Source organism: Massilia norwichensis, from assembly GCF_024753245.1.
Classification (GTDB): domain Bacteria; phylum Pseudomonadota; class Gammaproteobacteria; order Burkholderiales; family Burkholderiaceae_D; genus Telluria; species Telluria norwichensis.
Genome location: NZ_JANUGX010000040.1, coordinates 39,904 through 52,154, shown reverse-complemented (window position 1 = coordinate 52,154; position 12,251 = coordinate 39,904). Strand labels below are relative to the sequence as shown.

General features: G+C 65.8%; 17 protein-coding genes. 3 read left to right on the top strand and 14 right to left on the bottom strand.

Annotated elements, in window-relative coordinates; genetic code table 11:
* Positions 1 to 136: 136 nt before the first annotated feature.
* Positions 137 to 649, bottom strand: coding sequence for a porin family protein (locus tag NX782_RS24375; RefSeq protein WP_258848091.1), 513 nt, complete (start codon positions 647 to 649; stop codon positions 137 to 139).
* A gap of 182 nt (positions 650 to 831) precedes the next feature.
* The gene (locus tag NX782_RS24370) at positions 832 to 1,428 is read right to left on the bottom strand and encodes an alpha-ketoglutarate-dependent dioxygenase AlkB family protein (protein ID WP_258848090.1); all 597 of its coding nucleotides are present in this window, start codon (positions 1,426 to 1,428) and stop codon (positions 832 to 834) included.
* 54 nt (positions 1,429 to 1,482) lie between these two features.
* Here NX782_RS24370 and NX782_RS24365 point away from each other — a divergent pair, with 54 nt between their 5' ends.
* Positions 1,483 to 2,073 (top strand): putative pterin-binding protein, encoded by a 591-nt coding sequence (locus NX782_RS24365; RefSeq protein WP_258848089.1) that lies wholly within the window; start codon positions 1,483 to 1,485, stop codon positions 2,071 to 2,073.
* Here NX782_RS24365 and NX782_RS24360 read toward each other — a convergent pair.
* The 7 genes from NX782_RS24360 to NX782_RS24330 all read right to left on the bottom strand — a co-directional run bounded on the left by NX782_RS24360 (position 2,064) and on the right by NX782_RS24330 (position 7,201).
* Positions 2,064 to 2,426, bottom strand: coding sequence for a hypothetical protein (locus NX782_RS24360; protein WP_258848088.1), 363 nt, complete (start codon positions 2,424 to 2,426; stop codon positions 2,064 to 2,066). The genes NX782_RS24365 and NX782_RS24360 overlap by 10 nt on opposite strands.
* Positions 2,427 to 2,516: 90 nt before the next feature.
* Positions 2,517 to 2,897, bottom strand: coding sequence for an MAPEG family protein (locus NX782_RS24355; protein WP_258848087.1), 381 nt, complete (start codon positions 2,895 to 2,897; stop codon positions 2,517 to 2,519).
* Positions 2,898 to 2,900: 3 nt separating this feature from the next.
* Positions 2,901 to 3,731, bottom strand: a complete 831-nt coding sequence (locus NX782_RS24350; RefSeq protein WP_258848086.1) for a Rossmann-like and DUF2520 domain-containing protein — start codon at positions 3,729 to 3,731, stop codon at positions 2,901 to 2,903.
* A complete protein-coding gene (locus NX782_RS24345) occupies positions 3,731 to 4,309 on the bottom strand; it encodes a DUF924 family protein (protein WP_258848085.1) in 579 nt (192 codons plus the stop codon). Before NX782_RS24345 ends, NX782_RS24350 begins: the two co-directional genes overlap by 1 nt.
* A 13-nt stretch (positions 4,310 to 4,322) precedes the next feature.
* Positions 4,323 to 5,096: an MgtC/SapB family protein gene (locus NX782_RS24340; protein WP_258848084.1), complete on the bottom strand. Its 774-nt coding sequence runs from the start codon at positions 5,094 to 5,096 to the stop codon at positions 4,323 to 4,325.
* Positions 5,093 to 5,359 (bottom strand): hypothetical protein, encoded by a 267-nt coding sequence (locus tag NX782_RS24335; protein ID WP_258848083.1) that lies wholly within the window; start codon positions 5,357 to 5,359, stop codon positions 5,093 to 5,095. Before NX782_RS24335 ends, NX782_RS24340 begins: the two co-directional genes overlap by 4 nt.
* Positions 5,360 to 7,201 carry an aminopeptidase P family protein gene (locus NX782_RS24330; RefSeq protein WP_370661835.1) on the bottom strand — a complete coding sequence of 614 codons (1,842 nt, stop codon included), beginning with the start codon at positions 7,199 to 7,201 and terminating at the stop codon, positions 5,360 to 5,362.
* A gap of 195 nt (positions 7,202 to 7,396) precedes the next feature.
* Between NX782_RS24330 and NX782_RS24325 the strand changes: the two genes are divergently transcribed.
* Positions 7,397 to 8,002: a hypoxanthine-guanine phosphoribosyltransferase gene (locus NX782_RS24325; RefSeq protein WP_258848081.1), complete on the top strand. Its 606-nt coding sequence runs from the start codon at positions 7,397 to 7,399 to the stop codon at positions 8,000 to 8,002.
* A gap of 181 nt (positions 8,003 to 8,183) precedes the next feature.
* Here NX782_RS24325 and NX782_RS24320 read toward each other — a convergent pair whose 3' ends face one another.
* The 4 genes from NX782_RS24320 to NX782_RS24305 form a co-directional block, all read right to left on the bottom strand.
* Positions 8,184 to 9,143: an NAD(P)H-dependent flavin oxidoreductase gene (locus tag NX782_RS24320; protein WP_258848080.1), complete on the bottom strand. Its 960-nt coding sequence runs from the start codon at positions 9,141 to 9,143 to the stop codon at positions 8,184 to 8,186.
* Positions 9,144 to 9,237: 94 nt separating this feature from the next.
* A complete protein-coding gene (locus tag NX782_RS24315; protein ID WP_258848079.1) occupies positions 9,238 to 10,146 on the bottom strand; it encodes an MBL fold metallo-hydrolase in 909 nt (302 codons plus the stop codon).
* A gap of 4 nt (positions 10,147 to 10,150) precedes the next feature.
* The gene (locus NX782_RS26445; RefSeq protein WP_308633108.1) at positions 10,151 to 10,255 is read right to left on the bottom strand and encodes a DUF1289 domain-containing protein; all 105 of its coding nucleotides are present in this window, start codon (positions 10,253 to 10,255) and stop codon (positions 10,151 to 10,153) included.
* 83 nt (positions 10,256 to 10,338) lie between these two features.
* Positions 10,339 to 10,767, bottom strand: coding sequence for a thioesterase family protein (locus tag NX782_RS24305; RefSeq protein WP_258848077.1), 429 nt, complete (start codon positions 10,765 to 10,767; stop codon positions 10,339 to 10,341).
* 106 nt (positions 10,768 to 10,873) lie between these two features.
* On the opposite strand from NX782_RS24305, the gene NX782_RS24300 reads away from it, so the two are divergent.
* Positions 10,874 to 11,977, top strand: a complete 1,104-nt coding sequence (locus tag NX782_RS24300) for an extracellular catalytic domain type 1 short-chain-length polyhydroxyalkanoate depolymerase (RefSeq protein ID WP_258848076.1) — start codon at positions 10,874 to 10,876, stop codon at positions 11,975 to 11,977.
* Here NX782_RS24300 and NX782_RS24295 read toward each other — a convergent pair.
* The gene (locus NX782_RS24295) at positions 11,974 to 12,192 is read right to left on the bottom strand and encodes a cysteine-rich CWC family protein (protein WP_258848075.1); all 219 of its coding nucleotides are present in this window, start codon (positions 12,190 to 12,192) and stop codon (positions 11,974 to 11,976) included. The genes NX782_RS24300 and NX782_RS24295 overlap by 4 nt on opposite strands.
* Positions 12,193 to 12,251: the final 59 nt, after the last annotated feature.

Below are 12,251 nucleotides of genomic sequence, written 5' to 3'. Positions count from 1 at the left end.
TTGTGGTCAGCTTACGGGAGGACTTACACCTCCAAGATTGCGCCCATGCTGGGCGCACAACAAAAAGGGCCACGAAGGCCCTTTTGTTTGGATGGGCACCGCAGTGCCCACGCGTAAGGTCTGCGACCTTGACGTCTTAGAAGTTGTAGTGCGCGCCCACGGTCCAGACGTTCGACTTGGCGCCGATGTCTTTCTCCTTGCCATAACGCTCGTACTCGGCGGTCAGGGCGACTTGCTGGTTCAGCTTGTACTGCACGCCCAGGGCACCGTAGGCACCGGTGTCGGTGTCTTTCACGTTCAGCAGGGCGCTGTTGAACTTGCGCTCGCTGTGCTCGACGCCGAGCTTGCCGTAAGCCGAGAACTGCTCGTTGATCGGCATGGTGGCCTTGGCAGCAACGTAGTAGCCATTGCTCTTGGTGGCGCCGTGGTCGCCCAGGTCGCTGTAACCGGCTTCTGCAGCCCAGGTACGGTTGAATTCATAACCACCGTAGACCTTGCCGCCCAGCTTGTAGTCATCCGACTGGATGTTCTTGGCGGTCGATGCACCCACGCCGACGTAGGCGTGCGGCTGGTCGTTCGAGAAATTCTGGGCTTGAGCAGCGGACATGGCGGCGGCGCCTGCGATCAGTGCAACGATGAGCTTTTTCATATTCGGCATCCTTTACTTTGATTTGACTGATTCGCAATTCAAAGTGAATCGCGATAAGTTCAAGATAACAGTGCCAAATGCTCAAGTCAGTGCGCATTTCGTAAGAACTGTAAGCAGACGTAACTTAAATGACCCATTATTCAGTAATAAAATGACCGATATTCGCGACCAATGTGTAGGACTTAGCCGATGTAACGGAAAGTGAGGTTGAGACGCGAACCAATTGGTTTTGCAGTCTTGTTGATCCCGTGCAGCCAGTTTTCCTGCAGGGAACCTGTCATCAGCAGCAGGTTGCCGTCCGCCAGATCGAGTTTGACGGTGCGTTTGCTGCGTTTGTGACGCAGGATGAAGGTGCGGGTGGCGCCGTAGCTGAGCGAGGCGATGACAGGGTGCGGGCCGAGTTCCGGTTCGTCGTCGCTGTGCATGCCCATGCTGTCCTGACCGTTGCGGTAATGGTTCAGCAGCACGCTATTGTAGCGGTGGCCGGTCGCCGCTTCGACGGCGCCGCGCAGTTGCGCCAGCAGCGGCGTCATCGGCAGCGGTTCGAGGCGCAGTCCCGAATAGGTGTAGCTGGCCTCGCCATACCAGGCTGTCAGGCGCGGCTGCAGGTGGCGCTTGCCGTACACGACCACACTGTCGTGGCGCCAGGCGGTTTCTTGCAGCAGGCGTTCGAACACCTCGGCATTGCTCAGCGGTAGAGGCAGCCGGTGCAGCAGCGCCAGTTCGCCATCCTCGATCGGGATCGCCTGCAGCTGGGCCTCGTCGGAAAACAGATCCATTCGAACAACACGTGAAGGTATGATGGCGGGATGCCATCGACAGGATATTTTCGCATGAACAAACGCCAGTTCCTGGGCGCGGCGGCCGCGGCCGGCGCCTTGCCGCTTGCCGGCCGGGCAGCCTCGCTGCCGGCACTGCCGGACGGCCCTGCCCTCTTGAGCGTCACCGGGAACATCGCCGGTACCAACCGCGGCCCCTTCGATCCGGTACTCGACCAGATGATGCACAAACACGGGGTCAGCTTCCGCAAGGCCTACGTGTTCGACGACGCCGCGTTGCGCGCGCTGCCGGCCCGGACCATCAACCCAACCCTCGAATACGACGGCAAGCCGCACACGCTGCGCGGCCCGCTGCTGGTGGATGTGCTGACGCGCGCCGGCGCCAGGCTCGATAACAAAACGGTGCTGGTGCTGCGTGCGGTGGATGGCTACAACGTCGAGCTGCCGCTGGCGCAGGCCCGTGCGCGGCGCTTTATCCTTGCCACGCATGTGGACGGCAAACCGATGCCTTTGGGAGGATTGGGGCCGCTATGGGCCGTCTACGATGCCGACCGGGTGCCGGAGGCGGCCGCGCAGCCGCTGGCGCAGCGCTTCGCGGCCTGCCCGTGGGCGCTGTATCACATCGAGGTCAAGGCTCAAGCGTAGGCTTCGGCCAGGCTCATCACGCGGGGTGTGACGATCACGCCAAAGTTACCAAACAGCGTATCGAGTGCCGCCAGGTTGCTGGCGCACTCCTCGGTCTTCCAGCCTTTGAAAATATCGGTGCCGTCTTTCTGGAAATGCAGATCCAGCACCTTGCCTTTGTCCTTGTGGACATAGTTCTGCTGGTAGGTGTTGTGGAAGCCGAGTTCCTGCAGGGCAGCCAGCATGGCGTGCGGAGGATGGTCCGGGTCGGTGGCCAGGAACACGCCGAAGGTCTTGCCCGGCGGTTTGGCAGCAATGTCGACTTCGTAAATCCCGGGCGCCTTGGTAGTGCTGGTACTCTTCAAAAACAGCATGCGATCCTCCGTAGTCTGGACTTCCCAGCTTATTGCACTACGGGAACTTTGTCGACGACAGCGCGCTGAAGATTTGCTCTATTGCAACACTTAACGGAACAGCAGACCGATGGCGCTGCCCGCCACCAGGGCGCCGCAAGCCAGCATGCCGATGATAAAACCGGCTTCGCGTTTGGCCGGGTCGCGATAATAGCCCAGCGCGTACAGGATGCGTCCCAGGCACCACAGCAGCCCGCCGCCCGCGGCCCAGGCATCGCCGAGGTAATAGGCGCACAGCCACAGCGGTGCCAGCACCAGCGGCAGCTGCTCCAGGGTATTCGCCTGCACCCGTTGCGCGCTCTGGAAGGGCAGCGGCCCGTCCATGGCGGGCGCCGGCACCTTGTATTTGACCCGCGCCCAGCCGGCCATCACGCCGGTCCAGAAATACACACCAAGGACGGCCAGCGTCGTCCACGCACTCCAGATCATCATGTCTTATTGCTCTCCATGTTTGCGCCGTGCCAGGTCCCAGGTAGCGGTGGCCAGGGCTTCGTACAGGGCGCCGGTGGCCGGGTTCCAGTCGGTGACGGCGGCCTGCTGGCGTGCCACGGTGGCGGTGTCGCCGCGCGCGATCGGGCCGGACAGGGCCGCCTCCGGCCCCAGCCGGAACACGTTCGCCAGGGTCTCGTTGGCCAGGGGCCGCGCCAGTTCGCGCGCGACATCGAACGGAATCCCGGCGGCCTGATAGGCGCGCAGGGCGGCGTCGAGCACCGTGGTCAGGTAGTTCGAGGCGAACACGGAGGCGGCGTGGTAGACCGTCTTGGCGGCGGCGTCGATGGCGACCATGCGCGCGCCGATCGCCTCGAAGGCCGGGTTCAACAGCGCCAGCGCGCCGGCATCGCCTTCGACGCCGCAGAAGGTGCCGGCAAACGCTGCGGCCACCTGTTGCGGATCGGCGAAGCTGCGCACCGGGTGGACGCTGGCAACGGAGGCGCCGGCGGCGCGCATCGGCGCCAGTTCGGCGGACGCCTTGGCGCCGCTGCAGTGGAACACCACCGCATCCCGCAGCGTGCAGCTTGCCGCCAGCTGATGCGCCAGCTCGCCGATGCGGTCGTCGGAGACGGCCAGCATCCACACCGCCGCCGGACGCATGGCCGCCATGTCGGCGAGCGCGCGGCCGGCGCCGATGAAGGCCGCCGCCGCCTGCGCGCTGGCTTCGGAACGGGTCAGCACATCCTGCACGGCGAACACGCCGTGCGCGTGAAACAGGCGGCCCAGCGCACGGCCGACGTGGCCGGCGCCGACGATGTTCAGGACCGGCGCCATCAGAAGCGCGAGCCGGGCTGGCGCAGGAATTCGATCTCTTCCTGGGTCGAGGCGCGGCCGAGAATCTCGTTACGGTGCGGGAAGCGGCCGAAGCGCGCGATCACGCCGCGGTGGCGGTGCGCATAGTCCAGCATCTCGTCGAAGCCGGGGTGCTCGGCGGCCAGCACCGTGAACAGCTCGACGGCGCGCTCCTGCATGAAGGCGTCTTCGGCGTGCTCGAAGGGCATGTAGACGAAGGCGCGCTGCAGCGGCGGCAGCGCGGCGTGGGCGCCGCTGTCGACCAGCTGGCGCGCGGCCGTCAAGGCCAGTGCGTCGCCGGCAAACGACTGCGGCGTGTTGCGCCAGGCGTTGCGGGTGAACTGGTCGAGCACGAGGATGCGCGCGAGCGTTCCCTGCGCTCCCTCGGCGTCCCATTCGCGCAAGCCGCCGGCGATGGCGATCGCGATCGTGGCGCCGAAGCGCTGCCGGATCTGCTCGTCGAAGGCGTCGTTCTTGACGAACCATTCGCGGTGCGGCTGGCCGGCGGATTCGCTGCCGGGCGCGCCGAACCAGAAGTCGCGTACTTCCTGGGGGTGCATGCTGTTGTTCCTCTCAGTTGCGGGCGTGCGAGAGCAGGAAGCCATCCACGCCTTCGAAATTCGAGAGCTCGGTCGCCAGCGAGGACAGCGGCGCACCCGCGTGATTCGCCAGCGCCAGCGCCACGAAGCGCCATTCCTGGCAGCCTTTGTCGCTGCCGATGGTGAGCGAGCCGCCGGCGATCTCGTAGCCACGCTCGAGTGCCTGCTTGCGCAGTATTTCTTCCTGCGGCCGCACGCCGGGTTTGAAACGCAGCGTCACCGCCACCGCCTGGCGCGAAGGCAGCAGGCTGACGGCGCGGTTCAGGTAGATCATGATCATCGCCGAGAAGAAGGCCAGGCCCATCGCCGCCATGTAGAAGCCGACGCCGACCATGATGCCGATCACCGACGAGGCCCAGATCGAGGCCGCCGTGGTGAGACCGCTGATGTTGAAACCCGAGCGCATGATGACGCCGGCGCCGAGGAAGCCGATGCCGGTCACCACGCCCTGGATCACGCGGGTCGGATCGACCAGCGCCACCGCCGCACCATGACCGCCGTACCAGGAGTTCGGGTAGCCGGCGATGATGGTCAACGCACAGGATGCCATGCAGACCAGGCCATAGGTGCGCATGCCGGCCGCGCGCCCGTGGTAGGAGCGCTCGTAGCCGACCATCAGCCCGAGCAGCAGCGCGCCGATCAGGTGCAGCAGCACCAGGGCGTTCGTCTGCAGCTCGGCTTGCGACCAGTAGAGGTGAAGCAGGTCTGGAACAGTCAGGATGCCGCTGTGCGGTGTCGCCGGATTCAAGGCTGCTTCTTCCGCACCAGTTGTTTTTCGAAAGCGGCATCGTTCTTGGTGATGCGCTTTTCCGGTTGCGGCCCGAGGCCGTCGACGAACTTCACGAAATCATCCAGCTCCATCGGTGGACACAGCGGCGGCGCGCCGGCCTTCTCGGACAGGAAGAAGTGGCCGGCGCCGGTGCGCGCCATTGAATAGGTGGTGATGCCGGTGCGGCGCTTGAGCCGGTCGACGGCGGCGCTGGCACGGGTGGAACGGATGCCGGTGGCCATTCAGATCTCCCGGGTACGCAGTTCGAGCCAGTCGCGGGCGGCGCCGTCGACCAGCGGCAGCAGGCGCGCGCGCACGCTGCGGTGGTAGTCGTTCAGCCAGGCCACCTCGTCGCCGCGCATCAGGCTCAGGTCGATGCAGCGGGTATCGATCGGGCACAGGGTCAGCGTCTCGAAGCCGAGGAATTCGCCGAATTCCGTGGTCTCGACCACCTGCGCCAGCACCAGGTTCTCGATGCGGATGCCCCAGTGGCCCGGACGGTAGATGCCCGGCTCGTTGGAGGTGATCATGCCCGGCTCGATCGCCGTGTGCGGCTCCGGCATGGCGGTCGGCGAGATCACCTGCGGGCCTTCGTGCACGTTCATGAAGTAGCCGACGCCGTGGCCGGTGCCGTGGCCATAGTCGATGCCGGCGGCCCAGATCGGGGCACGCGCCAGCGCGTCCAGCATCGGCCCTTTGGTACCGCGCGGGAAGCGCGCCACCGACAGATTGATCATCCCTTTCAGTACCAGCGTGAAGTCGCGCTTTTGCGCGGCCGTGGGCTCGCCGACCGGGACCACGCGGGTGATGTCGGTGGTGCCGCCCAGGTACTGGCCGCCGGAGTCGATCAGCAGCAGGCCGTCGCCTTCGATCAGGGCGTGGTTTTCCGGTGTGGCGCGGTAGTGCATGATCGCGCCGTTGGCATTGAAGCCGGCGATGGTACCGAAGCTGGGGCTGACGAAATGCGGACGGCGGGCACGGGCGGCGGTGATCTCTTCGTCGATCGTGACTTCGGTCAGCGGCTCGCGCTGCGGGAAGGCGAGCAAGGGCTCGAGCCAGGCGAAGAATTCGCACAGCGCGGCGCCGTCCTGTTCCATGGCGTCGCGCACGTGGTCCAGCTCGGCCGGCAGCTTGCGCGACTTGGCGAAGGTGGTCGGGTTGATCGCTTCGACCACGCGCACGCCGGCCGGCACGGCATTGCGCATGCCGGCGGTGACGCGGCGCGGATCGATCAGCAGGCTGCTGTCGGGCGGCAGCGCCTGCAGCGCCTGGGCCGCCTGCTCGTAAGGGGCGACCTTCACGCCGTCCTGTTCCAGGCGCTCGCGCAGTTCGGCCGATACTTTGCCTTCGGCCACGAAAATGGTGGCGCGCGAGGATTCGACCAGCGCGTGGGCCACGAACACCGGGTTGTAGCTGACGTCGGCGCCGCGCAGGTTGAACAGGTAGGCGATGTCGTCCAGGGTCGAGATGAAATGGCGCTCGGCGCCCAGCTTGGCCATCGCGTTGCGGGTGGCGTGCAGCTTGTCGGCACGCGTGATCGTCGCGAACGGTGCCGCGTGCTCGTACACCGCATCCGGCGGCAGGCCGGGACGGTCGTGCCAGATGTCGTCGAGGAGGTCGAGGTCGGTACGCAGCCGGATGCCGCGCGCCTTGAGGGCGTCTTCCAGCAAACGCGCCACGGCCAGGCCCAGCACGCGCGCATCGACGGCGACGGTCTGGCCCGGCTGCATGGTGTCGGCCAGCCAGTCGATGTGCAGCAGGCTGGCGCCCGACGGGATCTTCATCAGGCGGATCTCGGTGCCCGCCAGTTCCTGCTCGGCCTGGGTGTAGTAGCGGCCGTCGGTCCAGACCCCGGCAAAGTCGGCGGTGGCGATGAAGGTGCCGACCGAGCCCGTGAAGCCCGACAGCCATTCGCGGCCCTTCCAGCGTCCGGGCAGGTACTCGGACAGATGCGGATCGGCGGACGGGACGATGAAGGCGTCGACCCCTTGTCTCGCCATTGCGGCGCGCAGTTGGGCAAGGCGCTCGGCGCGCAGGCTGGTGGTCTCGGTGGCTGGCGCAGTGGCTGGCATGTTTGCTGGCATATCGGGCGTGCTGACGTGTTGTGGTTTCTCCAAGCCGCTTATCATACGCGCCTCTGTCCGGATGTGGCGCAGACACCCCCTTGCGCTGGAACATTGATGGGGCAATCTGACGGAACCGTCGCTGAGCCAAGAGGAACGCGGTCGCGCGGAATCTGACGGATAATCGGGCCTGGGTTCTTTTTCTCACAATAAATCATGCAAGAACAGGATTTCCACTACACCCGCGCGCGTGCGCTGCTGGCCCGCGCCGAAGAACTCGTCAGCGCCGACACCGTGCAAGCCGCGGTGCGCAACGTCGCCGAGGTGTTGAACAGCCGCTTCGACAGCGACGCCACCGGCGAATTCCCGCTGGTGCTGGGCGTGATGGGCGGCGCGGTGGTCTTCACCGGCCACCTGCTGCCGCAATTGAGCTTCCCGCTCGAATTCGACTACATCCACGTCACGCGCTACGGCGACCAGGACCGCGGCGGCGAAGTCGTGTGGAAGGTGATCCCGCGCCAGAACGTTGCCGGCCGCACCATCATCGTGGTCGACGACATCCTCGACGAAGGCGAGACCCTGGCCCATGTGAAGCAGCGCCTGCTCGACATGGGCGCGGCCGAGGTGATCCTGGCGGTGTTCGCAGACAAGGAACTCGGCAAGCGCAAGCCGGTGCAGGCCGATATCGTCGGTTTGACCATCCCGAACAAGTTCGTGGTCGGCTTCGGGATGGATGCGCACGGTTACTGGCGCAACCTGCCGGGGCTGTGGGTGATCAGGGACGACGACAAGCAGGTGGATGAGGCGCCGCCTGCTGCCTGAACCCCGTCGTATCCACACGCGATTTCGTCATTCCCGCACTCGATTTCGTCGTTCCCGCGAAGGCGGGAACCCATACTGAAGCACCGAAGTCGCAGCTTCGGATACCCAGCTGACTGCTGGATGTGACGACTCCCGATGCTCAGCATGGATCCCCGCCTGCGCGGGGATGACGTTTCCTACATTAGCGGGCCAGATTCAGCCGCTCTTTGGCCGCCTGGTACTGCTGCGCCAGGCGCGCCACCATCTCCGCCACGGTCGGCACATCGTCCATCAGTCCCACGCCCTGCCCCGCGCCCCAGATGTCGCGCCAGGCCTTGGCGCTGCCCGACCCGAAACTCATCTTGCTCTTGTCCGACACCGGCAGGTTGTCCGGATCCAGCCCGGCCGCCAAGATCGATTTCTTGAGGTAGTTGCCGTGCACGCCGGTGAACAGGTTGGTGTACACGATGTCCGACGCTGCCGACTCCACGATCGCATCGCGGTAGGCATCGCTGACGTTCGATTCCTTCGTCGCCAGCCAACGCGAGCCGATGTAGGCGAAGTCGGCGCCCATCGCCTGCGCGGCCAGGATCGCATCGCCGGTGGCGATCGAGCCGGACAGCGCAATCGGGCCGTCGAAGAATTTGCGGACCTCGCCCACCAGCGCGAACGGCGACAGGGCACCCGCATGGCCGCCGGCGCCGGCCGCGACCAGGATCAGGCCGTCGACGCCGGCTTCCAGCGCCTTTTCGGCGTGGCGGATCGAGACCACGTCGTGCAGCACGATGCCGCCATAGGCGTGCACCGCGTCCAGCATCGCCTGCGGCGGCGCGCGCAGCGAGGAGATGATGATCGGCACCTGGTGCTTCACGCAGACCTCGACGTCATGCGCCAGGCGGTCGTTCGACTGGTGCACGATCTGGTTGACGGCGATCGGGCCGACCTTCTTGTCCGGATGCGCGGCCTGGTAATCCGCCAGTTCCTGCTGCAGATCGGTCAGCCAGACGTCCAGCTGCTCGGCCGGCCGCGCGTTCAGGGCAGGGAAAGAGCCGACGATGCCGGCCTTGCACTGCGCGGCGACCAGCGCGGGGCCGCTGGCAATGAACATCGGCGATGCGATGACGGGTAAGGACAGGTTTTGCAGGACGGTGGGCAGCGCCATGGAGTCTCTCGCGTATAGGTTGATCGGACCAGCTTGCCGATTATAGGGGCAAAAAAGCACGGTCGTGCTAGATTTTTGGTTCTAATCCTGCGGCTCAGGCATCGACCAGCATCCCGTCCTGCACGCGCGCCGCGCCGGCTTTCTCCAGCGCCCGCACCGCCCACTGCGCCAGTTCGGCGGCAGAACCGGGCAGGAAGCGCTCGCGCGCCAGCACCAGCAGCGGCACGGTCTCGAACAGAATCGCCACCTCGGCCAGCGGGATCGCGCGGCGCTCGAGCAGCAGGAATTTCAGTAATACTTTCACGGCGTTCTCGGCGTTGCGGGCCGGGTCGGCGGACAGGTAGGCGAGCCGCGAAGTCGCGCGCTGCAGGGACGCCTCGACGTCAATGAAAGGCGCGCCATGGCCGGGAATCACCAGACGCGGCCGCAAGGAGGCGATCAGGTCCAGCGTGGCGCGCACCTCGTCGAAACCGGGCTCGCCGGCCAGTTCGGGAAAGACTACCCCAAAACCGTTCTGCCACAGGGCGTCGCCGGCGATCAGGATGCCCTCTGTCTCGCACCAGAACAGCAGCGCGTGCGGATCGTGGCCGGGCGCGCTCAAAGCCTGCCAGGCCAGGTCGCCCATCGTGAGCATGTCGCCGGGCGCGATGCTGTCGTCGAAGCGGAAACGCGCGCACTGCTGGCCGGTGGCGCGATAACTCAGCGCGTCCTCGTCCCAGGTCCGGACTTTATCGGCTTCGAAGGCGGGAATCGCGATGCGGCACCCGAACGCCTGCTGCAGGGCCGCGTTGCCGCCGCAGTGATCGGAATGCAGGTGGGTGTTGACGATGCGCTCCAGCGGCCGCTCGCCGAGCGCGTGTCGGACCAGCGCCAGCGTCTGCGGCGCGTGCGTCACGTAGCCGGTATCGACCAGCGTGGTGGTGCCGCTGCCGGTGAACAGGATGTTGTTGGCGGACAGCCAGCCGCGCTCGAACACCTGCATCCCCGGCGGCAGCGGCATCATGGGTTCACTCGAACAGCTGCGCTTCGCGGCGCCGGATCTCGGCCCACACGGCGCGTTTGTAGTCGTCGTCGGCGCGGCCCCAGGCGACGATCTCGTCGATGGTGCGCATGCAGCCTTCGCACAAGCCGGTCGCGGGGACCATCCGGCAGATATTGATGCAGGGCGATGGGACGGGGGTTTGCTGTTCCGGATTCATGGTGCCGCTTTCGCTATCTTGGCTGCCAGTTTGGCGTTGAAACGCGCGGGATCAATCACGTAGCGCTCGTGGATGCCCTCGCAGATGCGCTCGACGTCGTCCCAGACCTCGACCTTGAAGCGCACACGGCGGCCGTCGACTTCGATGACCTCGCCTTTCACGTGCAAGCTCATGCCGGGCGGCGTCGGCGCGATGTGTTGAAAGCTGACCATGGTGCCCAGGCTCTGTTCGTTCGGCCAGTCCATATAGGGCATCATCCCATGCACGCAGGCAAGCTCCATCATCCCGACCATGTAGCCGGTAGCGAGCACATCCGGCATGTCGAGACAAAAAGGCGTATCGTGGTAGAGCTGCGGCACGGTGGCACGCTCGGGTACCGTGTAATGCCACTCGAAGCAGATGCCGGGCTGAAATTCTGGACGCATGCCGCGCAGATTAACGCATCCGGACGAATCGCGCTTGTGTTGCATTGTCAGGTTGACGCAAGCTGGCAAGCCAAGACTGAAGCATGGTCTACGCAAAGGAGTGCTGATGTCCCTGAGTAATAAATTGCTGGCGCAAATGCGCGCCGCTACCCGTTCCCTGATGCGCCGCGGCCCCTCGGTCGCGCGCACGGTCATGCGGGAATCGATCAAGACCGCCTCGAGCATGCATCCGGCTGCGCAACAAAAAACAGCCTCGAACCAGGCGAACTTCGATCCGGTCTCCGACATGCTGGCCGACCTCAGCCGGATCGGGCAGTCGGTCAATCCCTTCAATGTACCGCCGCTGTCGACCGGCGCCGCGGCGATCGGCATGCCCGGCCATTTCATCGACGGCGCCTACACCAACGACGCCGGTACCCGCAGCTATAAACTGTACGTTCCGAGCAGCTACAGCGGCCAGCCCTCGCCGCTGCTGGTGATGCTGCACGGCTGCACCCAGAACCCGGACGACTTCGCGCTCGGCACCGGCATGAATGCGCTGGCCGAGGAGAACGCTTGCCTGGTCCTGTATCCGGCCCAGTCGCAGCAGGCCAACGCGCACCGCTGCTGGAACTGGTTCAACGCGGTCGACCAGAAGCGCGACCAGGGCGAACCGGCCATCATCGCCGGCATGACGCGCGACATCATGGCGCGCTATGTGATCGATCCGCAACAGGTGTACGTGGCGGGCCTGTCGGCCGGCGGCGCGATGTCGGCCATCCTCGGCACGCTCTACCCAGACCTGTACGCGGCGGTGGGCGTGCACTCCGGCCTGCCCTTTGCCGCCGCCCACGATCTGCCGACGGCGATGGCGGCGATGAAGGGCGACTTCCGCCGCCCCAAGGGCCACAAGGTGCGCGAACTGCCGATCATCGTGTTCCACGGCGACCAGGACACCACCGTGCACCCGGCCAATGGCGAAGAACTGATCCGGCGCCGGCGCCGCCACCCGGGCGAGCAGGTCGCGGTCGAACCGGGCCAGGTGCCCGGCGGCCACGCCTGGACGCGCACCGTGCACCGCCAGCCGGACGGGACCATTCACGCGGAACACTGGCTGGTGCACGGCTTCGGCCACGCCTGGTCGGGCGGCGATGCGCGCGGCACCTACACCGACGGCAAAGGGCCGAACGCGAGCCGCGAAATGATGCGTTTCTTCCGGACGCAGCGCTAGGCGCTCGGCGTGACGGACGACGCTTCAGCCTGAAGCGCGATATGCTGGCGCAGGCAGGCCGGGCACCAGCAGCCGGGCGCAGGCTGCTGCGCACCAGGTGGCGCCGGGATCGGTACCGGCACCACCGGCGGCAAGGTGGTACACCAGCAGGGGGCATCGCTGCCATCGATCATGGCGCAGCCGAAGCTGGCGCCGCAACGGGTACAAGTGCTCATGGCCCCACCTTAGCCGGGCGGACCGGAAATTACAACGGGCTGCCTTTATAATGCGCACT

Excerpts from the sequence above, each read along its gene's own strand:
- NX782_RS24375 (WP_258848091.1), bottom strand. The coding sequence starts at position 649 with ATGAAAAAGCTCATCGTTGCACTGATCGCAGGCGCCGCCGCCATGTCC.
- NX782_RS24370 (WP_258848090.1), bottom strand. The coding sequence starts at position 1,428 with ATGGATCTGTTTTCCGACGAGGCCCAGCTGCAGGCGATCCCGATCGAG.
- NX782_RS24365 (WP_258848089.1), top strand. The coding sequence starts at position 1,483 with ATGAACAAACGCCAGTTCCTGGGCGCGGCGGCCGCGGCCGGCGCCTTG.
- NX782_RS24360 (WP_258848088.1), bottom strand. The coding sequence starts at position 2,426 with ATGCTGTTTTTGAAGAGTACCAGCACTACCAAGGCGCCCGGGATTTAC.
- NX782_RS24355 (WP_258848087.1), bottom strand. The coding sequence starts at position 2,897 with ATGATGATCTGGAGTGCGTGGACGACGCTGGCCGTCCTTGGTGTGTAT.
- NX782_RS24350 (WP_258848086.1), bottom strand. The coding sequence starts at position 3,731 with ATGGCGCCGGTCCTGAACATCGTCGGCGCCGGCCACGTCGGCCGTGCG.
- NX782_RS24345 (WP_258848085.1), bottom strand. The coding sequence starts at position 4,309 with ATGCACCCCCAGGAAGTACGCGACTTCTGGTTCGGCGCGCCCGGCAGC.
- NX782_RS24335 (WP_258848083.1), bottom strand. The coding sequence starts at position 5,359 with ATGGCCACCGGCATCCGTTCCACCCGTGCCAGCGCCGCCGTCGACCGG.
- NX782_RS24330 (WP_370661835.1), bottom strand. The coding sequence starts at position 7,201 with ATGCCAGCAAACATGCCAGCCACTGCGCCAGCCACCGAGACCACCAGC.
- NX782_RS24325 (WP_258848081.1), top strand. The coding sequence starts at position 7,397 with ATGCAAGAACAGGATTTCCACTACACCCGCGCGCGTGCGCTGCTGGCC.
- NX782_RS24320 (WP_258848080.1), bottom strand. The coding sequence starts at position 9,143 with ATGGCGCTGCCCACCGTCCTGCAAAACCTGTCCTTACCCGTCATCGCA.
- NX782_RS24315 (WP_258848079.1), bottom strand. The coding sequence starts at position 10,146 with ATGATGCCGCTGCCGCCGGGGATGCAGGTGTTCGAGCGCGGCTGGCTG.
- NX782_RS26445 (WP_308633108.1), bottom strand. The coding sequence starts at position 10,255 with ATGCGCACCATCGACGAGATCGTCGCCTGGGGCCGCGCCGACGACGAC.
- NX782_RS24305 (WP_258848077.1), bottom strand. The coding sequence starts at position 10,767 with ATGCGTCCAGAATTTCAGCCCGGCATCTGCTTCGAGTGGCATTACACG.
- NX782_RS24300 (WP_258848076.1), top strand. The coding sequence starts at position 10,874 with ATGTCCCTGAGTAATAAATTGCTGGCGCAAATGCGCGCCGCTACCCGT.
- NX782_RS24295 (WP_258848075.1), bottom strand. The coding sequence starts at position 12,192 with ATGAGCACTTGTACCCGTTGCGGCGCCAGCTTCGGCTGCGCCATGATC.